General features: G+C 71.0%; 15 protein-coding genes. 5 read left to right on the plus strand and 10 right to left on the minus strand.

Features of this window, described 5'->3' with window-relative positions:
* Window positions 1–36 precede the first annotated feature (36 nt).
* On the minus strand, window positions 37–1,758 hold the full coding sequence (locus WME75_RS26920) for a MutS-related protein (RefSeq protein WP_437476661.1): 1,722 nt from the start codon (window positions 1,756–1,758) through the stop codon (window positions 37–39).
* A 187-nt stretch (window positions 1,759–1,945) separates the two neighbouring features.
* Between WME75_RS26920 and WME75_RS26925 the strand changes: the two genes are divergently transcribed.
* A complete protein-coding gene (locus tag WME75_RS26925) occupies window positions 1,946–2,878 on the plus strand; it encodes a BON domain-containing protein (protein ID WP_437476664.1) in 933 nt (310 codons plus the stop codon).
* 52 nt (window positions 2,879–2,930) lie between these two features.
* On the opposite strand, the gene WME75_RS26930 is transcribed toward WME75_RS26925, so the two are convergent.
* The 6 genes from WME75_RS26930 to WME75_RS26955 form a co-directional block, all read right to left on the minus strand.
* Window positions 2,931–4,670 carry a protein kinase domain-containing protein gene (locus WME75_RS26930; RefSeq protein WP_437476667.1) on the minus strand — a complete coding sequence of 580 codons (1,740 nt, stop codon included), beginning with the start codon at window positions 4,668–4,670 and terminating at the stop codon, window positions 2,931–2,933.
* Window positions 4,671–5,183: 513 nt separating this feature from the next.
* On the minus strand, window positions 5,184–5,993 hold the full coding sequence (locus WME75_RS26935) for a class I SAM-dependent methyltransferase (protein ID WP_437476670.1): 810 nt from the start codon (window positions 5,991–5,993) through the stop codon (window positions 5,184–5,186).
* A gap of 219 nt (window positions 5,994–6,212) precedes the next feature.
* The gene (locus tag WME75_RS26940; RefSeq protein WP_437476673.1) at window positions 6,213–7,265 is read right to left on the minus strand and encodes a 3-oxoacyl-ACP synthase III family protein; all 1,053 of its coding nucleotides are present in this window, start codon (window positions 7,263–7,265) and stop codon (window positions 6,213–6,215) included.
* 246 nt (window positions 7,266–7,511) lie between these two features.
* Window positions 7,512–8,138: an endonuclease III domain-containing protein gene (locus WME75_RS26945; protein ID WP_437476676.1), complete on the minus strand. Its 627-nt coding sequence runs from the start codon at window positions 8,136–8,138 to the stop codon at window positions 7,512–7,514.
* Between the two features lie 8 nt (window positions 8,139–8,146).
* Complete coding sequence (locus tag WME75_RS26950; RefSeq protein WP_437476679.1) at window positions 8,147–8,893, minus strand: c-type cytochrome; 747 nt, start codon at window positions 8,891–8,893, stop codon at window positions 8,147–8,149.
* On the minus strand, window positions 8,890–10,122 hold the full coding sequence (locus tag WME75_RS26955) for a YncE family protein (protein WP_437476682.1): 1,233 nt from the start codon (window positions 10,120–10,122) through the stop codon (window positions 8,890–8,892). Before WME75_RS26955 ends, WME75_RS26950 begins: the two co-directional genes overlap by 4 nt.
* A gap of 266 nt (window positions 10,123–10,388) precedes the next feature.
* Here WME75_RS26955 and WME75_RS26960 point away from each other — a divergent pair, with 266 nt between their 5' ends.
* Complete coding sequence (locus WME75_RS26960) at window positions 10,389–11,999, plus strand: metallophosphoesterase (protein ID WP_437476685.1); 1,611 nt, start codon at window positions 10,389–10,391, stop codon at window positions 11,997–11,999.
* 30 nt (window positions 12,000–12,029) lie between these two features.
* On the opposite strand, the gene WME75_RS26965 is transcribed toward WME75_RS26960, so the two are convergent.
* Window positions 12,030–12,770 (minus strand): 4'-phosphopantetheinyl transferase family protein, encoded by a 741-nt coding sequence (locus WME75_RS26965; protein WP_437476688.1) that lies wholly within the window; start codon window positions 12,768–12,770, stop codon window positions 12,030–12,032.
* Window positions 12,771–13,610 (minus strand): metallophosphoesterase family protein, encoded by an 840-nt coding sequence (locus tag WME75_RS26970; protein WP_437476691.1) that lies wholly within the window; start codon window positions 13,608–13,610, stop codon window positions 12,771–12,773. It abuts the gene before it with no gap.
* Between the two features lie 231 nt (window positions 13,611–13,841).
* Between WME75_RS26970 and gltB the strand changes: the two genes are divergently transcribed.
* From gltB to WME75_RS26985, 3 genes are read left to right on the plus strand one after another with little or no spacing between them, the layout of a single operon-like run.
* Window positions 13,842–18,449: a glutamate synthase large subunit gene (gltB, locus tag WME75_RS26975; protein ID WP_437476694.1), complete on the plus strand. Its 4,608-nt coding sequence runs from the start codon at window positions 13,842–13,844 to the stop codon at window positions 18,447–18,449.
* The gene (locus WME75_RS26980) at window positions 18,442–19,881 is read left to right on the plus strand and encodes a glutamate synthase subunit beta (RefSeq protein ID WP_437476696.1); all 1,440 of its coding nucleotides are present in this window, start codon (window positions 18,442–18,444) and stop codon (window positions 19,879–19,881) included. Before gltB ends, WME75_RS26980 begins: the two co-directional genes overlap by 8 nt.
* A 9-nt stretch (window positions 19,882–19,890) precedes the next feature.
* Entirely contained in the window at window positions 19,891–20,877 is a 987-nt protein-coding gene (locus WME75_RS26985; RefSeq protein WP_437476698.1) for an MDR/zinc-dependent alcohol dehydrogenase-like family protein, read from the plus strand.
* 213 nt (window positions 20,878–21,090) lie between these two features.
* Here WME75_RS26985 and WME75_RS26990 read toward each other — a convergent pair whose 3' ends face one another.
* A complete protein-coding gene (locus WME75_RS26990) occupies window positions 21,091–22,407 on the minus strand; it encodes a GRAS family protein (protein ID WP_437476701.1) in 1,317 nt (438 codons plus the stop codon).
* Between the last annotated feature and the right edge of the window lie 939 nt (window positions 22,408–23,346).

A 23,346-nucleotide genomic window follows, 5' to 3' on the forward strand; every position in this document is an offset into this window, starting at 1 on the left:
AGATTTCATCGACCACGGCGAGCGCCGTGGGCACGCTCAGGCGGGCTCGACCCCGCGGCGGCGGTGCGCGCGCTTGCTGCGCTCGACGAGCGCGACGAGCTCCTCCCGCGTGACCCCGAGCCGCGCCGCGGTCCGATGCGCGAGCGACGTCCGGGCGACCCCGTCCACGAACTGGTACGTCGGCCACTGCTGCTCGTCGAGCTCGACCTGCAGGAACACGAGCCGCTCGACCGGCCGGTCCCGCTCGAGCCGCGCCGCGAGCTCCAGGAAATGGGTCGTGATGAAGGCCTGAGGGCGGAGCTCCGCGAGGAGCGAGATCACGAGCTGGAAGATCTCCTCTCCTTCCGACGGGTTCGTGCCAGAGCAGAGCTCGTCGAGCACCACCATGTCGCCGACCTGCATCGCCTCGAAGAGCGACCGGATGCGCAGGAGCTCCATCCCGAGTCGGCCCTCGCTCTGGTCGGCCTGCGCCTGCTCGATCAGCGACACGAAGAGCCCGTGGCACGGCGACAGGCGGGCCTCCGCGGCCGGCACGAAGAAGCCCGCCTGCCCGAGCATCTGGGTGAGCGAGAGCGCCTCGAGCAGCCGCGTCTTTCCCCCCGAGTTCGGCCCGGTCACGATGACGGTCGCGTCGTGAGGGTCGGTCGCGATGTCGCACGCGACGACGCGCGACGAGCTCGCGAGCAGGATCGGATTGAAGAGCCCCTTGAGCGCCCGCCCGGGGGCCTCGTCGCGCGCGCCGATCGGCCGGGCGAGCTCGGGGCCGCTTGACCAGGCGAGCTCGGGCAGGCAGACGGAGAGCCCGGCCGCGCGGGCGCGCTCGCGCAGCGCGAGGCCGGCGAGGTAGAACTCGAGATCTCCGAGCAGCTGGATGAGCGCGACGAGATCGTCCTCGATGCCCTCGAATACGCTGTTGACGTAGCGGGTGAGCAGCTCGTCGTCGCTGAACCGGTATCCCCGCCAGAGCATCACGAGCTTCGTGAAGACGCGCCCGATCGGCGACTTGTAGAAGCGGTTCTCGCTGTTCTCGCGGATCGACAGGGCGCGGAGGTCGCGGACGTGGCCGTCGGAGCCGACGCGGATCCGGACATCCAGCGTCGCGAGCTCCTCGTCGTACGCGAGCAGGTCCGCGAGGCGGCGGTACCCCTCGGTCTCGCGCACGGCCACGCCGAACGCGGAGAGCCGCGCGAGACCGGAGCGGGCGCCCGCGAAGCCGTCGGCGAGCGCGTCGAACGCCTCCTTCGCGGCGACGAGGATGTCCAGCCGGCGCCGGCTGCCCTCACGGCGAGAGATGGAGATCGTCTCCAGCTGGCCCACCCAGCGGCGCAGCGTCGCGTAGGCGCGCGCGAGGTCGCGGCGCTGCGCTTCCGAGCCGGTGAGCTCGCGGAAGATCTCGCGCCGGAGCTCGACGGTATCGCGGTCGCTCGGCGGCCGGGAGAGCGCGCGGCCGAGCAGCGCCGGGCTCGGGATGTAGGTGCGCCCCTCGCTCGTGAAGTGGAGGCAGCCCACGATGAGCTCCTGCAGGAAGACGTGCTGCGCGAAGCGGGCCGGGTCCCAGGTCGACGCGGGCAGCGACGCGGAATCGATGTGCCGGTCGAACGCCCCGCCGGGCGCGCCGCCCGCGAACGCGAACGTCAGCGACTCCTTGACGGCCCGCGCGTCGACCCGGAGCGCCGGCCGGTGCGAGAGGAGGTCGGGCGCGGAGCGCTGCCCGGGCGGGGCATCTGGCAGGACGGGTTCCGGCGACGCCGCGCTCACGACCTCGAGCCTACGCGGTGTCAGGCCGGAGCGCTCGTCCGGTGTCCGGTGCCGCCTCTGCGCGGTGGCCAGGGAAGGTCTCGGCATGGTCGTCCCGACACGCGCGCCGCACGGTTGTTCCCGAGCGGCCGGGAGCGACCGCGTTCATGGCACGAGGCCTGCCTCGGTGAGCGGTCGGAGATGCACCATGAGCTATCGCTGCACGATGAGCAGAATACGTTGGTTCTCCGGCCCAACCGTCCTCGCACTCGCCCTCGTCGGCACGGCCTGCAGGAGCGAGAGCGAGAGAGCGGAGGGAGCGGTCCGCGAGCCGGGGGACCAGACAACGGGCGACAGGAGCGCGCCGCCCGAAGGCCAGACTCAGAAGCCGGGCCAGGAGGCGCGCGAGCAGGCCGAGCGCGCGAGTGAGAAGGCCGAGCAGCTCGCCCAGAAGGGCCAGGAGCTCGGCCAGGAGGCGCGCGAGCAGGCCGAGCGCGTGGGTGAGAAGGCCGAGCAGCTCGCCGAGCAAGGGCGCGAGGTGGGCCGCGAGGTCAACGACAAGATGAACCGGGCCGGCGAGCAGACCGGCGCCCTCAAGGACGACCGGGGCTCAGGCGCGCGCGACCAGGCCGCGCCACCCGCGGCTCCCAAGGATCAGCGCGCGCAGCAAGGCCGGGAGGCGCAGGGCGCGCAGCAAGGCCGAGAAGCGCAGGGCGCGCAGCAAGGCCGAGAGGCGCAGGGCGCGCAGCAAGGCCGGGAGGCGCAGGGCCAGGCCGGTGGCGCCAAGGACAAAGATCAGGCTGGAAGCACCGCCGCGAGCACGCGCGACGTCTGGACGCAGGCGGCAAAGGACAACGATTATAAGGTCAGCTTCAGCCGCGACGGTGCAGTCGTCGCCACCAAGGAGGCGAAGGGAACGGGCGAGCGCCCGCCCGACGAGACGCTCCGGAACGCGGTGGGCGGCAAGCTCGCTGGTAGCGACCATGAAGGAGTGAAGAAGCTGACCGTGACGGTGCGCGACGGGGTGGTCACCCTGCAGGGCAATGTCTCGAGCATGAAGGAGGCGACCGAGGCGGTGAAGGAGGCCCTGGAGGCCGATGGCGTCACAAAGGTGATCTCCTACATCCGTCACGGGTCATGACCGTGACCTCTTCTCCAGCTGCCGTCAGGGCGGCGCGGCACCCGTCAGCGCGCTAGGGAGTGCCTCCGGCCGTGGATGGCCGGCTGGGCCCGGTAGCGAAGTTCGTGGGCCGCAGCTTGACGGAACGCTCGACCGCCTCCGCAGCGGTGAGCGTCAGCATGATCGTCTCATCGAAGCAGTCGGACCTGGACACGACCACGACCTGCGTGCCCACGGGCAGCTCGGTCTTGAGCGGCGTCTTGCCGAGCGTCGTTCCCTTCCAGCTCACGGTGGCGTCGGGCGGGTCGCTCGCGATCACCACGCTCACCTTGGGGCCTTCGTCGGGCTTCTTCTCGACAGCCCCCCCAACCTCCGCGGCGCGCGCAGCGGCGGCAGCCACCGGAGGCTCGGCCACGGGCGCGCGCTTGCTCGCGACATGCAGCGCGCCACCGGCCACCGCGACAAGCGCGGCCAGGCCGGTCGCTCCGATCAGGTAGCTGCGCCTCGAGGTCGATGCGGGCACCGTCGTGGTGGCGCGCAGGCTCACGGAGTCGCTCACCGGGGTCCTCGGCCGCCCGAGGCCCGAGCCCCGCTCGAGACCCGAGCCCCGCTCGAGGCCCGAAGCTCGATCGAGGCCCGAAGCTCGATCGAGACCCGAAGCTCGATCGACGCCGGAGCTGCTGGGCTCGCCGACATAGGGGAGCTTGCTGCCCGAGCGCGAGCTCGATGGCCCCGTCGCGAGGCCGATACCGCTCAGCGTCACCGGGCCGGGGGCCTCGCTCATGAGCAACGAGCTCGTCACCCGCTCGATCTGTCCCTTGATCTGCTGGCGGATGGTGGCCCTGCTCTCCGCGAAAATGCCCCGCATGCAGGCGCCGAGGAACTCGCCGCGGATGTCCTCGCCCGACCACTGCAGGTAGCTCTCGAGCACGTCGCACATCTCCTGCGCCGTCGCGAAGCGCTTCGACGGCTCGCGCTCCAGGGCCTTCGCGGCGATCTGGTCGAGCGCGATCGGGATCCCCGGGACGACGGTCGAGAGCCGGGGGATCTTCCCCAGCAGGAGCTGGTGCATCACGCTGATCTGGTCGCCCTCGAACAGCCGCCGCCCGGCGAGGAGCTCCCAGAACACGACGCCCACGGCGAAGATGTCTGCCCGGCGATCCGCCGTCTTGCCCGCCGTGACCTGCTCGGGCGCCATATAGGTGAGCTTGCCCTTGAAGGTCCCGCTCTCGGTGTTGGAGGAGTTGACGGCGGCCTTGGCCACGCCGAAGTCCACGAGCTTCACCGCGCCGTCGTACGTGACGAAGATGTTGTGCGGAGAGACGTCGCGATGCACGATCCCGAGCGGCTTGCCATCGAAGTCGCAGAGCTCGTGCGCGTAATGGAGGCCGCGCAGCACCTCGGCGACGATCCGGATCCACGTGCCGCGGACGAGCCCGCCGGTGCCGGACGCCCGATCGGCGGCCGCCTTGATGACGCGCTTCAGCGGCTGGCCGTCCAGGTACTCCATCACGATGAAGTACCCTTCCTGGTCGCTGCCGACCTCGTAGGTCTGGACGACATTGGGGTGGTTCATGCGCGCCGAGAGCTTGGCCTCGTCCATGAACATGAGGACCTGGCGGTCCTCCTCATCCGCGAAGCTGCGAAGGCGCTTGACGACGACCAGCTTGTTCACGGAGGCCGGCCCGTGAGCCATGGCCAGGAAGACGTCCGCCATCCCGCCGCGGCCGAGCTTCGCAATGGGACGATATCGCCCGAGCCCAAGCTGGGTCGGCGTGTCTCTCAGGATCGACGCTCCGTGTTCTCCGATCACACCCACCTCAGTATGCAAAATTCATTAATTGTGCGTCCAAGTCAATACGAAGAGTTTGCGTTGTCGTCATTGAGGCAACACTGCCCCAGTGAAGTGAAAAACCTGGAACCGTGTGAGCTAGAGGGACACACGACGACATCCGAACACAGGCGCTCACGCGCGTTTTGACAACGCACCCCCGCGTGCGCTGACCATTGGCCATTGCCATTGGCCGTTTGATCGCCGCTTGTTCGCGGCCGCTTCGCGCCTCGTTCGACGGACGCTGGCCGGAGGGGTGCCGATGCAGCTGAGCCGGTGACGTGGCTCCCCTGCCGGTTGTGCCGGTGCCCGGTGACCGCGCTGCCGACGCGGGGTTCGCCGCAGGCGGTGATCGAAACGTAACAAAGGCAACGCCGTGTGCAACACGCCACAGCGCGCTTGGTCGAAAATCCAGCGGCCCTCCACGCCGAGCGCGACAGCACGCCAGACGCTGCCGCCGCACCGCGATGGCGCTGCCGCCGCACCGCGATGGCGCTACTGCCGCACGGCGATGATGCCGGCGAGCTCGAAATCGAGCGGGATGCCGTCAGGCTCCCGGTACGCCTCCAGCCGGGTCGCGAACTCGTCGCAGAGCGGCTGGAGCACCTCCGGAGGGAACTCCCGCAGCGCGGCGTGGGTCACGAACCCGCTCTCCTGAAGCCAGCTCGCCACCTGCGCCCCGGAGCCGAACCACAGCCGGAACCGGTGGGTCCACGCCTCCACGGTGCGGAGACCGCCGCGCTGGAGCACCTCGCTGACCTGCCCGGCGCTTTCCGGGACCGGCAGCTCCACCCTGCCAAGGTTGAGCTCGTCGGCCATCCGGCAATAGACCGCGTACGCCTGCGGCGTGCTGCTCGAGAGGTTCGTGAGGATCCCCGCGCGACCCCCGGACCGGAGCATGCGCCCGAGGCACGGCAACGCTGACCGCCAGTTCAGGTAGGCGAGACAGAAGCGGAGGGTGACGACATCGAAGCTCGACGCCGCCGCGCGCCGGATGAAGAGCTCGCCCTCCGCGCGCCTCGTCGAGAGCTGCAGCCCCGCGTCCGCGGCCCGGGCCCTGGCGGCCCGGAGCATCTCCTCGGAGCAGTCGACGCCGACGACCTCGCCGGGCGCGACCTGCCTGAGCATCTCCACGGTCTCGATCCCCGTGCCGCACCCGATGTCGGCGCACCGCGCGCCGGGAACGAGCGCGAGCCCCGCCGTGAGCCGGTCCTGAGGCTGCCTCATGTGGCGCCCCCACCGGTCGTCGTACCGCTCGGCGATCCGGTCGTACACCGACCGCACCAGCTGTTCTGCGCTGTGCACCCCCGCCGCGCTCCTTCCTGCTCAGGCGGCCGAGGCGCGCGGAATCAAAACGAACCGACGAACCGACGAACCGACCAACCAACGATGCGACGGTTCAGACGAATTCGACGGTTCGGACGAATCCGACCGGCGCACCCCTCCGCCGGCCCGCAGGCGAAGCGAGAACGGTGCCAGGCCCAGCAGGGAGTCGGGCCGGCGATTTATGTACAGCGGCTCAGATCAGAGCTTCCAGAGCGCGCAGCCCCAGTGGACGCCGGTCCCGAGCGCGAGCACCATGGCGAGCTGCCCTTTCTTCAGCCTGCCGGCGCGCATCTCCTCGTCGACGAGGATGGGCACGGTGGCGCCGCTCGTGTTGCCGAATCGGTCGATGTTGCTCGGCAGCTTCTCGACGGGCACGCCGAGATCCTTGCGGATGTGCTCGTTGATGCGTCCGTTCGCCTGGTGCGCCAGGAACACGTCGATCTGCTCGATCGCGACGCCCTGAGAGGCGCAGAGCTCCCGCACCGTCGCCGGGAGCTTGGTCACCGCGAACTTGAAGAGCTCGCGGCCGTCCATGCGGGGGATGTGAGCGTCGTCCTCGAACGACGTCTCCTTCCAGTAAGGCCGCGAGCGGAAGCCGCCGCCGGGCACGAAGAGGAGCTCGGCGAAGCGCCCGTCAGAGCAGACCTTGTTGCCGCGCAGGCCCGCGTCCCGATCGGTCGCGCGGAGGACGAGCGCGCCCGATCCGTCCCCGAACAGGACGGCGAGGTTCCGGTGGCGGTCAGCGCGCGCCCGCGCCTCCGGCGTCGCGGACCGGCCGTTCTTCGGGTCGAGCGCTCCCCAGTCCTCCCAGGGCATGAAGCCGGCGTGCGCCTCGGCGCCCACGAACAGGATGGTCTTGGCGGCCCCCGTCTGGATGAGCCCGTCGATCGTCTGAAGGCCGAACAGCATCGCAGCGCACTGCTGCCGGATGTCGAGCGCAGGGACGCCGGGGATGCCCAGCTTCGCGCCGAGCACCGCCCCGGAGCCGGGAAAGATATAGTCCGGCGTCATCGTGGCAAAGAGGATGTAATCGATCTCCGACGGTGAAATTCGCGCGGACTCGATGGCGCGCTTCGCCGCCTCGCACCCGAGGTCGCTCGCCCCCGTGCCGTCCGGCGCGTAGTGCCGCTGGCGGATGCCGGAGCGCTGGTAGATCCACTCGTCGGAGGTCGTGATCACCCGCGCGAGGTCGTCGTTGGTGACAGGTTCGCCGGGCACGTAGTGCCCCGTCCCGATGATCTCAAATCCCATCTTTGACACAGACCTGCCTTACTCGAACCGCACGCCCGCGGCGACCGGGAACGGCACGAGGCCGCGCCCGAGCGGCAGTAGAAGCCCCCGAGCCGCGACGGGGCGATCCGCGCATTCCCGCGGTCGCCCTCATGACGCCGCCGGAGCAGTGCTCCCTGCTTGACGGCCGCCGGCGCTCCAGGTAGCCTGTCGCCTTCCCGGGCCCGATGGGTCCGCCGCTGCCCAGGGCCCGCCGGCCGCCGCAGCTCAACGCCGGCGCGCGGCCCAGCTGCAGATGAGGCAGCCGGCCATGTCGTGGCGCAGCGCCGGGCAGTGCTCGCGGCCGAAGTAGATGAGCTGCAGGTGGAGCTTGTTCCACAGCTCGGGGGGGAACGTGCGCTTGAGGTCGCGCTCCGTCTCGACGACGTCCTTTCCGGACGACAGCCCCCAGCGGAACGCGAGCCGGTGAATGTGGGTGTCGACCGGGAAGGCGGGATGGCCGAAGGCCTGCGCCATGACCACCGAGGCCGTCTTGTGACCGACCCCGGGCAGGGACTCCAGGGCCTCGAACGAGGCGGGGACGACGCCGCCGTGCTCGATCGCGATCCGCTCGCTCAGCGCCTTCAGGCGCCTCGCCTTCGTGGGCGCGAACCCGATCGTCCGGATGAGCCCGGCGATCTCCTCGGCCGGCACCGCCGCCATCTCCGCGGGCGTCCGGGCGCGCGCGAGGAGCGCCGGCATCACGGCGTTGACCCTCTTGTCCGTCGTCTGCGCGCTGAGCATCACCGCCACGAGCAGCGAATACGGATCCTCGTGGAACAGCGGAATGGCCGGCTGCGGGTACAACCGGTCGAGGACCTCGACGATCCTCGCGGCTTTCTCGGCGCGCTTCACGGTGGGTGTCAGAGCAGCCCGTAGAACGACAGGAGATCGCCGAGCTCCTCGTCGGAGAGGACCTCGGCGGAGAACGGCGGCATCTGCCCGCCGTAGCCGATGAAGGAGCCGTGCCGGACCTTCTCGACGAAGACCATCAGCCGCTCGCGCTCCGTGTACTCGCCGAACGGGTGCTCCTCGAGCGTCTGGTCCGGCAGCGCCGGGGCCCGCTCGACGAGCCGCCCTTCCCCCGAACGAGCGCGCCCGTGGCACGAGGCACAGGCGCGATCGTGGATGAGCTCGCCCCGCCCCGGGTCGCCGGGCGGCGGCTCGCTCAGCGTGTAGATCGGCGTGAACGGGACGGGCTCGGCCGCGTCGCCGTCGCTGGGCAGCGACTCCAGGTAGGCGTACATGGCCTGTGCAGCGGGGTCGTCCGCGGTCCAGGGCAGATCCTTGGTCATGAAGAAATAGAGGCAATGGTTGATCGCGCCGAGGAGATCGACCTCCTGCCCGCCCCAGTAATGCGGGCGCGCGAGGGCGCCGGCGAGCGGGGCGCCGGGGAGCATGGCGCCCCCCGCCTCGCCGGCGATCGCTTCATGGCACGTCGAGCATGCATAGCGATTGAAGCGCGTCTCGGCGATCGAGGGATCCCGGAAGAGCGCCGCGCCGTGCTCCACGGCCGTCGCGTCGACGATCTTCGTCTCGGGATCGCCCGTGCATCCGCAGAGGAGCGCCGCGCAGGCGAGCGCGGCCGGTGCGCCGGAGAGCGTCTTCATCGCGCCCCCGCGGCGACGCGCGCGAACGCGTCGGGATAGAGGCCCACCTCGGCGTCGCTGCGCGTCTCCAGCGTCTCGGGATCGAGCCGGAGCACCCTGCCGGGGGTCTCGGTCTGATCCCCCTCGCAGACGAGGAAGAGCCCGTGCTCCTCGTCGAGCTCCGCGAGGTGCGGCCTGAAGCATTCCCCGGAGAGCTCCCGTGAGACGATGTCGTCGTCGCCCGGGGCCACGCCGATCAGCGCGATCGCGTCGGGCACCTGCGTCGGCAGGTAGATGCGGCTCCCGTCGGGGGTCCACGCGACGAAGTAGGGCGCGCCCATCACGGGGATCCTGCGGGATTCGTCGAACGTCTCCGACGCGACATCGAAGAAGCGCACGTCCCTCGTCTCTATGTTGCTCACGGCGATGGTCTTCTGATCGGGCGACATGACGGCGGCGTAGGGTCCGTAGGTGGGGTTGGCGATGCGCGGGCTCGGTCCGACGGGGACGCGCTTCACCTCGGCGTCCGGGTCCGTCAGGTCGACGATCGCGAGGACATCCTCGCCATAGCAGGCGACGTAGGCGCGGGCGGCGTCCGGGCGCGAGAGGACGATGCCGTGCGCGGCCATGCAGACGGGGATGAGCCTCGGCGCGGCCGAGCCCGAGGGCAGGACGGCGTCGGCGTCGATCACCGCGAGGGACGAGCGCGCCGCCTCGATGTCCCCCGGATTGTCGAGCACGCGCTTGAGATCGTAATGAGAGACGACGATGCGGCTGCCATCCTCGGAGATCACGACGTCGCCCGGGTTGGGCTCGACGCGCACCTGCCCGAGGACGCGCATGTCGTCGAGCGCGAGCTTCTGGACATAGCCGGCCACCGCGCTCGATCCATGGGTCGCGTGGGGGCCGATCGTGCCGGCGAGGACAGGGTACGACAGCGCGACATAGAGCGCGTTTCCCGGGGCGTCCACGGCGACATGATGAGGCCCGTCGAGCGTCACCGGATCGCGGCCCACAGGATAGACGCCGAACCGCTCTCCCGTCGCGAGCGAGATGAGGGAGAGCGTGTCGGAGCGGCTATCGGTGACCACACCCATTCCCCCCTCCGGAACGACGATCTCCGGCCGCCGGTCCGGATAGGCGTTCCCCTCGTAAGCACCGTAATGGGTCTCGATGAGGGGATCGGGATCGCTGCAGCCCACCAGCGCCGCCGCCGCGAGCGCGCAGCCCAGGAATCGCGAAATGACCATGGATGACCTCGAAAAGGGCGCCCGGAGCCCGGACGCGCCGCATCCTAGCAGCAGCCGGCGCGCTGGCCGCGGCTCCGCCCTACCATGGTTCAGTTCGCTTGTGCTCATCCACGTGACGCTCCGCGGCGACCCAGGAACACGTGGGGTGGTTAACCCGCATTCCGGAAACTCTCGCTTCTTTGTCGAGGCCGGCCGTCAGCGAGGACGATACCGCCAGAATGAACATTTCTTGATCAGGCGCTGCTGTCTTGTCATGTAAGGAAGCGATGAGCCAGACACGAGCCGTGGGCACGAGAACGGCGGAGCCCGGTCGATCGCTCCGCGCACGCGCGCGCGGAGGTCGCCCCGCGGCGGTCTTCCTCCTTGCGCTCGCGGCCTGCGCGGCGGAGGAGTCCGTCGATCGCGCGCCGCTGCCTGCGCCGGCGCCGCTGCCGGCGCTCGCGGGCGCGCCGCCGCTGACGACCGAGCGCACCCTCGTGCCGCGCACCGCGGTGATCGATCCGCCGGCCAGGAACCCCGCGGTGCCGGTGGAGATCGAGCAGATGCTCGCCGAGGGCTACGGCGAGCTCGAGATCGGACCGGGGCAGCCGCTCGCGCCGGCGACGCTCGACGGCACGCCCCCGCCGCCGCGCGGCCCGCGCCCGAAGCTGCTGACGCGGTTCGTGCACCTCGCCGACACCCAGCTCGCCGACGACGAGTCGCCCGCGCGGCTCGCGATCTTCGACGGGCCCGGCCCCTTCGCGTCGGCGTTCCGCCCGCAGGAAGGGCACGAGTGCCGGATCCTCAACGCCGCCGTCCGCACCATCAACGCGTTCCACCGGAGCACGCCGGTCGACTTCGTCCTGCTCGGCGGCGACAACGCCGACAGCGCGCAGACGAACGAGATCGCGTGGTTCACGGCCATCCTCGACGGCGCCGAGCGCGTCGAGTGCGACTCGGGCGACGACGACGATCCCGTCCAGGGCCCGGACAACGATCCCAAGGACCCGTTCTTCGCCGAGGGGCTGCTCATGCCGTGGCGCTGGGTGACCGGCAACCACGATGTCCTGCATCAGGGGAACTTCCCCGTGGACACGCGCGCCGAGCTCGTGACGGGGAGCCTCTCGGACGGCGGGACGCGCGACTGGTCGCTCCCCGGCGGTCCGGTGGTCACCGGCGAGGTCGTGCCCGACCCGAGGCGAGCGCTCCTGAGCCGCCCCGCGCTGCTCGATCAGCTGGCGGCGACGGGCGACGGGCACGGGATCGGGCCCGACGAGCAGGCGTACGGGAAGGCGTTCTACGAGTTCGACGTGAAGGACACGCCCCTCCGCGTCCTCGTGCTCGACACGGCCGCCGAGACCGGAGGCCCGAACGGCGTGCTCCTCGAGGACGACGTCGAGCGGTTCATCCGCCCGGCGCTCGACCGAGCGCAGCGCGATCGCAGGTGGGTCGTCCTCGCGTCCCACCACGCGTCGCGCCTGCTCGGGGATGGCTCCTTCGCCGCGACGGGCACCCCCGTCGTGCCCGGCGCGCTCAGCGTCGAGGCGTGGCAGGCGCTCGTCGGCGGCTACGACAACGTGCTCCTCCACCTCGCGGGCCACACGCACGTGCACCGGGTGACCCCGGTGACGCCGAGCGGCGGGCACGCCTACTGGGAGCTCGAGACCTCCGCGCTCTCCGATTACCCCCACCAGGTCCGCGTCATCGAGATCTGGGACGAGGACAACGGCTTCGCCGCCATCCGGGGGGTCGCCCTCGACTACGCCGTCGACGACGACCCGGTCGCCGCCGAGGGGCGCCGCCGGGCCGTCGTGGACGTCACCTCCGGCTTCGGCCGCGACGGCAGCGGCGCGCCGTCGTGGCGCAACGTCGAGCTCTCGATCGAGCGGCCGGACTGACCGCGCCGCGCGGGCGGCCCGCGCCGCCGCTCATCCGCCGTCGCGCAGCGGCACCGTCTCCCGGAGCTCGATCGACAGCGGAGGCTCGCCTCCCGTGCGGAGGGCGGCGGCCATCCTGTGCCGCGCCGAGGGCTGGTAGAGCGCGAACTGCCAGGCCGAGCGATCGTCGCCGAGCCGCGGATCGAAGGAGATGCCGATCGCCGGCCCGTCGTCGAGGTGGAACGAGAACTGGTCGAGCGGGATCGCGAGCCCCATCCCGCGCGCCTTGATGTACGACTCCTTGAGCGTCCAGTACTCGAAGAAGCGCGCGCTCTGCCTCTCCTTCGGCAGGGCGCGCAGCGCGCGCACCTCGACGGGCGAGAAGAAGCGGTCGGCGATGTCCACCGCGCTGCTCGATCGCTCGGTGTCCTCGACGTCGACCCCCACGTCGCGGTCCAGCGCGACAAGGCAGGCGATGAGCCCCCGCGTGTTGGACAGGTTGAACCGGAGCGGCGGCACGCCCGGCGGCCCCGCGATCTGCGGCCGACCGAATTCGTTTCGGACGAACGTCCATGCCTCGGGCGCGACGTCCGCGTACTTCGAGAGGACCGTGCGCACGAGCGCGCGGGTGAGCAGGTACTCGTGCCGGTTCTCGGCGAACAGGAAGCGCGCCTGCTGCACCGCCTCGTCCGGCGCCATCAGCCGGTGGTACGCGGCGAGCAGCGCCTCGTCGCGGACCGGCTCGGAGAAGACGTACCAGAGGTGCGCGGTGCCGGGACCGATCTCGATCATCTACGCCCCCAGCGGAGCCGCGGCCGCGGGCCCCGGCAGGATCTCGCGCAGGCAGCTGTCGACGGTGAGCCCGGCGGGCCGCTGGCGCGGGTAGCCGAACGACACCTCCTCGAAACGAACACCGTCGATCCAGTCGGTGCGGGGGATGTGGAGGTGCCCTGAGACGACCACCCGCGCGCGGAACCGCGTGTGCCAATCGTGCGTGCGCCGCGTCCCGCACCAGATCGAGAAGCGCGGGATGCGCCACAGGCGCACGAGCTCTTCCCGCAGCGGGAAGTGGTTGATGAGCACCGTGGGGTGGTCGTCGATCGCGGCGAGTCGCGCCTCGGTCTCGGCGAGGCGGGCCCGGCACCACGCCGGCCGGCTCGCGTACGGGGCCGGGTCGAGCAGCTCCTCGTCCATGCAGAGGACGCCGCTCTGCATCGCCCACGCCACCGCGTCGTGCTCGGCCACGCCGGCCGGCCGGAAGCTGTGGTCATAGAGCAGAAACATCGGCGCCAGCACGTGCGGCCCGCCCTCGCCCTCCCAAAGCACGTAAGGGTCCTCCGGCGTAATCACCCCGCGGCTCCGGCATAGCTCGACCAGCCGATCGTAGCGAGCCCGGCCGCGCGGCGCGCCGCGCTCACTCGGCACCGTATAGAGCTCGTGGTTGCCCGGCGCCCACACGAGCTGCTTGAACCGAGGGCCCAGGGTATCGAGCACGTAGAGCAGGTGCTGCTCCGTCTCCCCGAGGTCGCCAGCGAGGATGAGCCAGTCGTTCGGCCGCGGCGTCATGCGCTCGATGGCGCACCGGTTCTCCGCATAGCCGACGTGGAGATCACTGAGTGCGAAGAGCTTCATCCGAATGACACGTCGCCGGTGGACGGGCCAGCAAGCCGGCCAGCCCCACCCACACCACGGGCGGCGACGGGCGTCCACTGCCGAGCGCCGCCCCCCCCGGCCCATCCGGGCCGCGGAGAGGGGGGACCGCCCCCCGGATTTTGGGCCCGATTCGGCGGGTACTGGCGCGCCGCATTAACTAGGGCTCCAATCCTTGTGCCACATGTGCTACGCGCGTGTGAAGTCAGCACCATGCCTCTGCCCCAACGACAAGGTCTTTACGATCCGGCTTTCGAACACGACGCCTGCGGTCTCGGATTCGTCGCCACGCTCCGCCGTGAAGCGACGCACGAGGTCGTCTGCCAAGCGCTCGAGATCCTCGAAAATCTAACCCATCGCGGCGCCGCTGGCTGCGACCCCTGCACCGGCGACGGCGCGGGCGTCCTCCTCCAGATCCCGCACGAGCTGTACGCCGCATCCCTGGCTGCCGTGGGCATCGCGCTGCCTCCTCCCGGCGACTACGCCGTCGCGACGGTGTTCTTCTCGCAGAGCCCGTCCCGGCGCCGCCAGTGCGAGGCGATCCTCGAGGCCGCGGTCGTGCACCACGGCCAGCGCGTCCTCGGCTGGCGCGACGTCCCCATCGACGACGCGGCGATCGGCCCGGTCGCGCGCGACTCGCGCCCCGCGATCCGCCAGCTGTTCATCGGCAGGGTCGCGCCTCGCCAGTCCTTCGAGCAGGTCCTCTATGCGGTCCGCAAGCGCGCCGGCCGCACCGCCCATTCCGATGACTTCTACATCGCCTCCTGTTCATCGCGGACCGTCGTCTACAAGGGCCTGATGCTCGCGGAGCAGGTCGCGGCGTTCTACCCCGATCTGTCCGACAAGCGCGCCGTGTCGCGGCTCGCGATGGTGCACTCGCGCTTCTCGACGAACACCTTCCCCACGTGGGAGCGCGCGCACCCGTACCGGGTCATCGCGCACAACGGCGAGATCAACACGGTGCGCGGCAACACCGCGTGGATGTCGGCGCGCGAGGCGCTGCTCAAGAGCGATGTGTTCGCGAACGCGATCGAGGACTTCAAGCCGATCATCCGCGCCGGCGGGTCCGACTCGTCCGCGCTCGACAACGTCGTCGACTTCCTGCTCGCGAGCGGCCGGTCGCTGCCGCACGTGATGATGATGCTCGTGCCGGAGGCCTGGGCGCACGACCCGGACATGTCGGCCGAGAAGAAGGCGTTCTACGAGTACCACGGCTGCCTCATCGAGCCCTGGGACGGCCCCGCGGCGCTGTGCTTCACCGACGGCCAGCTGATCGGCGCGACGCTCGACCGCAACGGGCTGCGCCCGGCGAAGTACGTCGTGACGGGCGACGGGCTCGTCGTGCTCGCGAGCGAGTTCGGCGTGCTCGACATCGAGCCGTCGCGCGTCATCCAGAAGGGGCGCCTCCAGCCGGGCAAGATGTTCCTCGTCGACACGAGCGAGGGGCGCGTCGTCAGCGACGACGAGATCAAGCGCCGGGTCGCGACGCAGAAGCCGTACGCGGCGTGGGTCGCCGAGAACAAGATCGACCTGCGCGCCCTCGAGGACGTCCCGAGCCTCTACACCATCCCGCACGCGGACCTCCGGTCCCTGCAGCAGACGTTCGGCTACACCGAGGAGGACCTGCGGATGATCCTCGCGTCGATGGCCACCCTCGGCGAGGAGCCGGTGGGCTCGATGGGCATCGACATCCCGCTCGCCGTCCTCTCCGAGAAGCCCCAGCTGCTCTTCCGCTACTTCAAGCAGCTGTTCGCGCAGGTCACCAACCCGCCGGTCGACCCGCTCCGCGAGGAGATCGTGATGTCGCTCGTGAGCTGCGTCGGCGGCGAGGGCAACCTCCTCGAGGAGACGCCCCGCCAGTGCCGGATGCTCGAGCTGCCGCACCCGATCCTCACGCAGGACGATCTGTCCAAGCTGCGCAAGAACGTCTTCCCCGACTTCCGCGCGGCCACGCTGCCGATGTACTTCTCGGTCGACGGTGACCCGGAGGACAACCTGCGCAACGCGCTCGCCAAGCTCTGCAAGGACGCGAGCCGCGCGATCGCCGACGGCGCGAGCATCCTCATCCTGAGCGACCGCGGCATCGACGAGACGCTCGCCCCCATCCCGAGCCTGCTCGCGACGGGCGCCGTGCACCACCACCTCATCAACGAGGGGACGCGCACGCGCGCCGGCATCATCGTCGAGACCGGCGAGGCGCGCGAGGTCGGCCACATGGCGCTGCTCATCGGCTACGGCGCGGGCGCGGTGAACCCGTACCTCGCGTTCGAGTCGATCGCGGCGATGTGCCGCGACAAGACCCTCGGCCCCGACCTGTCGCCCCCGGCGGCGAGCTCGCGGTACGTGAAGGCGCTCAAGAAGGGCATCCTGAAGATCATGTCCAAGATGGGGATCAGCGCGCTCTCCAGCTACCAGGGCGCGCAGATCTTCGAGGCGATCGGCGTCGACCAGCTCGTCATCGACGCGTACTTCACCGGCACGGCGTCGCGCGTCCGCGGCGTCGGGCTGCGCGAGATCGCGGAGGAGACGCTCGCCCGCCACCAGGCGGCGTACGGCGAGCGGGCGCGCGCGCACCTCGACGTCGGCGGCCACCACCACTTCCGCGTGTTCGGCGAGCGGCACCTCTGGACGCCGCAGTCGGTCTCGACGCTCCAGCGGGCGGTCCGCCTCGACGACGCGAAGAGCTACGCCGAGTACTCCGCGGTCATCAACGAGCAGCGCGAGCACCCGATGTCGCTCCGCGGGCTGTGGGACTTCAAGCCCGTCGGCCCGCCGGTGCCGATCGAGGAGGTCGAGCCCGCGACCTCGCTCGTCAGGCGCTTCGCCACGGGCGCCATGTCCTTCGGCAGCATCTCGAAGGAGGCCCACGAGACCCTCGCCGTCGCGATGAACCGCATCGGCGCGCGGTCGAACACCGGCGAGGGCGGCGAGGACCCGGGGCGCTTCCTCCGGCTGCCGAACGGCGACTCGAAGCGGAGCGCGGTGAAGCAGGTCGCGTCGGGGCGGTTCGGCGTCACGGCCCAGTACCTCGTCAACGCCGACGAGCTGCAGATCAAGATGGCGCAGGGGGCCAAGCCCGGCGAGGGCGGCCAGCTCCCGGGCCACAAGGTCGACGCGGTGATCGCGAAGGTGCGCCACTCGACCGCCGGCGTGACGCTGATCTCGCCGCCGCCGCACCACGACATCTACTCGATCGAGGATCTCGCGCAGCTCATCTTCGACCTGAAGAACATCAACTCGAAGGCGCGCATCAGCGTGAAGCTCGTCGCCGAGGCGGGCGTCGGCACCATCGCCGCGGGCGTCGTGAAGGCGCACGCCGACGTGGTGCTGATCAGCGGCGACTCGGGCGGCACCGGCGCCTCCCCGCTCACGTCGATCCACCACGCGGGCGTGCCGTGGGAGCTCGGGCTCGCCGAGGCGCACCAGGTGCTCGTGATGAACGGGCTCCGCGGCCGCGCCATCGTGCAGACCGACGGCAAGCTGATGACCGGCCGGGACGTGGCGTTCGCCGCCTTGCTCGGCGCCGAGGAGTTCGGCTTCTCCACGGCGCCGCTCGTCGCGGCGGGCTGCATCATGATGCGCAAGTGCCACCTCAACACCTGCCCCGTCGGCATCGCCACGCAGGACCCGGAGCTCCGCAAGAAGTTCACGGGCGCGCCGGAGCACGTCATCAACTTCTTCTTCTACGTGGCGGAGGAGCTCCGGCAGATCATGGCGAGCCTGGGCTTCCGCACCCTGACCGAGATGGTCGGGCGCTCCGACTGCATCGTGCAGCGGCGCACCGGGCTCCACGCGAAGGCGAGGAAGATCGACTGCTCCGAGGTGCTCTACCGCCCGAAGGAGGCCCTCACGAGCCCGAACCACTGCGTCGAGCCGCAGGACCACAAGCTCGACCGGGTGCTCGACCTCAGGCTGATCGAGCAGGCGCGCGCCACGATCGACGGCGGGTCGCCCGTCGTCATCGAGACCCGCGTGCGGAACTCGGACCGGACGCTCGGCGCCATGCTGAGCGGTGAGATCGCGCGCCGTCACGGCGGCGCCGGGCTGCCCGAGGACAGCATCGTGGTGAAGTGCACAGGCAGCTCCGGCCAGAGCTTCGGCGCCTTCGCCTCGCGGGGCATGACGCTCGAGCTCGAGGGCGACGCGAACGACTACGTCGGCAAGGGCCTCTCGGGCGGCGTGGTGGCGGTGCGCCCGCCGCGCGAGGCGCCGTTCAAGCCGGACGACCAGGTCATCGTCGGCAACGTCGTGCTCTACGGCGCGACGAGCGGCCGCGCGTTCTTCAACGGCCGCGCCGGCGAGCGCTTCGCGGTCAGGAACAGCGGCGCCACCACCGTCGTCGAGGGCGTGGGCGACCACGGCTGCGAGTACATGACGGGCGGCACCGTGATCATCCTCGGCACCACCGGCCGCAACTTCGGGGCCGGCATGAGCGGCGGGCTCGCCTACGTCTTCGACGAGGACGCGCTCTTCGAGGCGCGCTGCAACAAGGAGATGGTGCAGCTCGAGACGATGACCGCGGCCGACGCCGCGTCGGTGCGGGCGCTGCTCGAGGAGCACGTGCAGCGCACGGGCAGCCGGAAGGCGACCGAGCTGCTCGACTCCTGGCAGGCCGTCCTGTCGAAGTTCGTGAAGGTCGTCCCGAGCGAGTACCGGCGCGCCCTCGAGGCCGCGGCGTCGCCCGCGACGAACGGGGCGGACGCGACCGACGGGATCGTGTCCCTCCTTTCACCCTCCACCCCCTACGTTTCCACTGGACGTTACATCCCCGCCAACGCGGGCCCCGCGAGCGCGGGAGAGAGGTCGGCCGCCCATGGGTAAGGTACGAGGCTTCCTCGAGATCCAGCGGGTCGACCTCAAGAAGCGACCCGTCTCCGATCGATTGAACGACTGGCAGGAGTTCGAGCTCCCGATCCCCGATCCCGAGCTGCGCGATCAGGCGGCGCGGTGCATGGACTGCGGCATCCCGTTCTGTCACGACGGGTGTCCGCTCGGGAACCTGATCCCCGACTGGAACGATCACATGTTCCGCGATCGCCTCCCCGAGGCGATCGCGGCGCTCGACGCGACGAACAACTTCCCCGAGTTCACCGGGCGCGTGTGCCCGGCGCCCTGCGAGGCGGCGTGCGTGCTGAACATCGAGGGCAAGCCGGTCACGATCAAGAACGTCGAGCGCGGCGTCGCCGATCGCGCCTTCGAGCGGAACCTCGTCGTGCCGGTCATCGCGAAGCAGCGCACGGGCAAGAAGGTCGCGGTGATCGGGTCGGGGCCGGCCGGCCTCGCGGCCGCGCAGCAGCTCGCGCGCCAGGGGCACGACGTGACGCTCTTCGAGCGTGACGACCGCATCGGCGGCCTGCTCCGTTACGGCATCCCCGACTTCAAGATGGAGAAGCACCTCATCGACCGCCGCATGGAACAGATGCAGGCCGAGGGGGTGACCTTCCGCACGGGCGTCCACTGCGGCGTCGACATCACCGGCGACGCGCTGCGCGAGCAGTACGACGCCATCGTGCTCTGCGGCGGGGCGCGCCGGCCGCGCGATCTGCCGGTGCCGGGCCGGGAGCTGAAGGGCGTCCACTTCGCGATGGATTTCCTGACGCAGCAGAACAAGCGGGTCGCCGGCGACGTGATCCCCGACAGCGAGGCGATCCTCGCGACGGGCAAGCGCGTGGTCGTCATCGGCGGCGGCGACACCGGCTCGGACTGCCTCGGCACGAGCCACCGGCACAACGCGGCGCACGTGACGCAGCTCGAGCTCCTCCCCCGCCCGCCCGAGCAGCGCTCGCTGACGAACCCCTGGCCCGCGTGGCCGCTCATCCTCCGTTCGTCGTCCTCGCACGAGGAGGGCGGCGAGCGCGACTGGTCGGTCTCGACCACCGCGTTCCTCGGGGACGAGCACGGGCACGTGCGCGCCCTCAAGGCGACGCGGGTGAGCCTGGAAGGCGGGAAGTTCGTGCCGGTCCCGGGGAGCGAGTTCGAGATCCCGTGCGAGCTCGTCCTGTTCGCGATGGGCTTCGTCGGCTCCGAGCGCGAGGGGCTGATCGAGCAGCTCGGCGTCGCGATGGACCAGCGCGGCAACGTGAAGGCGCCGGGCGGGCGCACGAGCGTGGACGGCGTCTTCGCCGCCGGCGACATGTCGCGCGGCCAGAGCCTCGTCGTGTGGGCGATCGCGGAGGGGCGCAAGGCCGCCGAGGCGGTCGACGCGTACCTGATGCAGGCGGCGAAGCGCCGGCTGGCGCTCGCGGCAGGCTAGAGCTCGCCCGTGCGAGCGCTGGTCTGGGACGGCACGGCGGCGCGCGTCATCGACCGCGACCCGCCCTCGATCACGGCCGGCATGGCCGTGGTCGAGGTGCGGTGCGCGGGGATCTGCAACACGGATCTCGAAATCACCAAGGGTTACATGGGCTTCCGCGGCACGCTCGGGCACGAGTTCGTCGGGGAGGTCGTGGACGGGCCGGCCGCCTGGCGCGGCCGTCGCGTGGTCGGGGAGATCAACTTCGCGTGCGGCCTCTGCAGTACGTGCGCGCGCGGGCTGGGACGGCACTGCCCGGCGCGCACGGTGATGGGCATCGTCGGCGCCGACGGCGCGCTGGCGGAGCGCGTCGCAGTGCCCGTGGCGAACCTGCACGCCGTGGACGACCGGGTGGACGACGAGGAGGCGGTGTTCACGGAGCCGCTCGCGGCGGCGTTCGCGATCCTGGAGCAGGTGCGCGTGGCGCCGGGCACCTCGGCGCTCGTGTTCGGCGACGGGAAGCTCGGCCTGCTCATCGCCCAGGTGCTGCACCAGGCCGGCGCCCGCGTCCTCGCGGTCGGCAAGCACGAGGAGAAGCTCGCCTTGCTGCGCGCGCAGGGCATCGCGACCGAGCTCTTTCGCCCGGTCGACCCCGGCGCCGGCGCCGCGCCTCCTCAGGGCGCCTGGGCCGGCGAGCCGGCCGAGCTCGTGGTCGAGGCCACCGGCACGGCCGAGGGGTTCACGAGGGCGGTCCGCGCGACCCGGCCGCGGGGCACGCTCGTGCTGAAGAGCACGGTCGCCGGGCTCTCCAGCGTCCACCTCGCGGACCTTGTCGTCCACGAGATCACCGTGGTCGGTTCACGCTGCGGGCTGTTCGATCCTGCCCTGCGCGCCCTCGAGGGCCGGACCGTCGACGTCCGCTCGCTCGTGTCGGCCCGCCTCCCGCTGGAGCGCGCCGAGGAGGCGCTGCGGGCCGCGGCCGCGCCGGGCGCCCTCAAGGTGCTCGTGACCCGCTGAGCTCATCCCTGAGCTCGGCGGTGGCACTTGCGCTTACCCCATCGCCCGAGATGCGACTGCGGCCATAGAGAGCGCGTGCAACGACGCGCCAGCCAATCCCCCCGACCGGGCGCGGAGCAGCCATGAGCGCCAAGAACAGCCCCCACCACGACGACCGCTCAGCGGACGAATCGCACGAGGCCCGCGCCGCGGGCGTCCCCGACAAGCGAGCGCTCAGCCGGCCCGGCGGAACAGCCCGGAGATGAACCGCGATGGCGGCGGCACCGGCCGCGGGCGCCACGCCGACGCGGACACGATGGACACCCCGTTGCGCATGAGCAGCAGCGCCGGCTCGTCCGTCCGGACGTCGAACCCCTGGCTGAGGCGCAGCCCTGCGCGGACCGGCGGCTCGTGCTGGGAGACGCGCAGCGGCTCGAAGCCGTTCATGCGGAGGCGGCGCTGCCAGGCGCCACGGCGCTCGTGCCGCTCGACCCGCGCCGACCCCTCGCCCACCACCACGTTCATCACCTCCTGACCGAAGAAGACCTGCTCGATGGTCTCGCGCGCGGCGATGTGCGGCGGGAGCAGCGCCTCGAGCGCCTGGAATACCGCATAGTAATGGCCGATCGCCTCGGAGAGGCGCGGGAGGAACTGCAGCGCGTTGTGCTCCACGTCCGGCTCGACGAGCGTCAGCACGCGCGGCGACAACGCGCGGATCCGCGTGAGAATGGTGTCGCGGTTCGCGGTGGCGTGGACCGAGGCGTCGGGTACGTGGTGCAATGCGAACGCCGCATTGACGGCGATGGGCGCCGTCGCGCGGGACGCAATACGGCTCCAGTCGACGCGCTCGACCGAGGACGCGACACCGTGGAACTCGAAGGGGACCTTCAGCCGCTCCGCCCATCCCCCGATGAACGCGCCCGCCCAGCGCAGCCGCTGCTCGGGATCCGGGCCCCGGCACGGCAGGTCGATCCCGGTCAACCGGACCCGCGGCGGGCCGCCGGGCCGCGTCGCCAGCCGATGTAGCAGGAACGGCCACTGGGTACCGCCCCCGACGCCGATGTCGATGACGTGGATCTCCCGCTCGTCCTGGAACGCCTCCACGATCGCCGCGTTCGCGCTGAGGTATCCGAAACGGATGAGCGGCGTCGCGTGCACGAGCAGCTGAAACGCCGCGAGCATGTCCCGCGGTCCAGCGCTGCGCAGGTAGAGGTTGCCATCGCCGGAGCGATCTCCGTCCAGACGAGCGAGCAACGCTCGGCCGAACACGCCTGAAATGCGCTCCGAGGCGTCCCCCGTATCGGGCTCCGCCCGCAGGATGCCCTCCAGGAGGGCTCTCGCGCTCTCGCCATCCCCCGCGTCGATCGCCTCGCCCGCCGCCAGCAGGCGGCTCAGGAACGGGCGGCGCCGGGAGTGGGTCTGCCGGGTGCCCGAGCTTGGCTGCTGTCCGAGCCCGGGGCCGGACGCGGCCGAGCTGGTCGGCCCCTCGATGTGCGCTCGTAGGCTGACAGACGCCTCTTCGGCCGATGCGTGTCTACGGATCGCGTTCATGGTGTCCAGGGCTGTTCAACCAGGCAGCCCGCCGTCCTGGCTGGGCTCTCCGCGATCGGCCGAGTTCAAGCGCGAACGCATGACGTCGATCACCTCGCAGGAGCCGGGGGTTTCAATGTTTGCTGATGTCGCTGCGGGAGAGCCCGACGGCGAGCCGGGAGCAGGCGTTCGGCGGCCGCGCGCGCGCGGTAGCGCCGCGAAGCGCGGCGCACGCCCATGACGCGACGGGACCTGAGCTCGCACGAGGGCCCGACAGACAACTCTCTGTACATCGATGAAGCCGCTCGTCCGGTCAAGTCCAAGATCATGATTGTGCATCGCGCTCCCTTCTTCGCGCTCCTCGCGCCGTCCGAACCTGCCTTCTGGCGGCAGACGTAGGCACTCGTAGGCACCGCACGAGGCGACCGCGGCCGCCCCCCAGGAAGGAGTCCCCCGCCCGCCGCGGGGCGCGGGCGGGCCGCGATGCGCGCGGCCTCGAGGTCGCGTGCCTGGCGGCTCGCGCGCAGCGCGGTGGCGCGCGCCGCCCGATGACGCGCGCCACGCGCAGGACACGGCACACCTTACCGCTGCTCTCTTTGGAGCGCCCTCCGACCCGGCGCGCCGCGCGCGCCGGACTCGTTGACTTGACCGTGATCGTGACAGCACCTCGCTGGGAGACGGGGCTTACACACTACATTACAACCCGCAACACCACGTCTGTAAAGTCCCTATACATGGACGCTCGGTCGATCGAGCCAGCGTTGCGTCGCCGGATGGAGGCAACCCTGCGACGACCGGCCTCTCGACGGCCGGGCTGGGTTCGCCGGAGAGGAGCGGCGCCGCGGCCCAGCAATCACCCCGGGGGAACAGAGCGCTTGCTGGAGGCAATGTATGGAACGGACGTCCTGTCGGCCTCAGCAGCCTACGCCCGGAGCGACTTCGTCATCGAAGCGCAGCGCG

The sequence above is a fragment of the Sorangium sp. So ce1014 genome (assembly GCF_051521505.1).
Lineage (GTDB): Bacteria > Myxococcota_A > Polyangia > Polyangiales > Polyangiaceae > Sorangium.

Bases quoted from the DNA above. Each gene is read 5' to 3' on its own strand.
- WME75_RS26925 (WP_437476664.1), top strand. From the start codon at position 1,946: ATGAGCTATCGCTGCACGATGAGCAGAATACGTTGGTTCTCCGGCCCA.
- WME75_RS26940 (WP_437476673.1), bottom strand. From the start codon at position 7,265: ATGGGATTTGAGATCATCGGGACGGGGCACTACGTGCCCGGCGAACCT.
- WME75_RS26950 (WP_437476679.1), bottom strand. From the start codon at position 8,893: ATGAAGACGCTCTCCGGCGCACCGGCCGCGCTCGCCTGCGCGGCGCTC.
- WME75_RS26955 (WP_437476682.1), bottom strand. From the start codon at position 10,122: ATGGTCATTTCGCGATTCCTGGGCTGCGCGCTCGCGGCGGCGGCGCTG.
- WME75_RS26960 (WP_437476685.1), top strand. From the start codon at position 10,389: ATGAGCCAGACACGAGCCGTGGGCACGAGAACGGCGGAGCCCGGTCGA.
- WME75_RS26965 (WP_437476688.1), bottom strand. From the start codon at position 12,770: ATGATCGAGATCGGTCCCGGCACCGCGCACCTCTGGTACGTCTTCTCC.
- WME75_RS26970 (WP_437476691.1), bottom strand. From the start codon at position 13,610: ATGAAGCTCTTCGCACTCAGTGATCTCCACGTCGGCTATGCGGAGAAC.
- gltB (WP_437476694.1), top strand. From the start codon at position 13,842: ATGCCTCTGCCCCAACGACAAGGTCTTTACGATCCGGCTTTCGAACAC.
- WME75_RS26980 (WP_437476696.1), top strand. From the start codon at position 18,442: ATGGGTAAGGTACGAGGCTTCCTCGAGATCCAGCGGGTCGACCTCAAG.
- WME75_RS26990 (WP_437476701.1), bottom strand. From the start codon at position 22,407: ATGAACGCGATCCGTAGACACGCATCGGCCGAAGAGGCGTCTGTCAGC.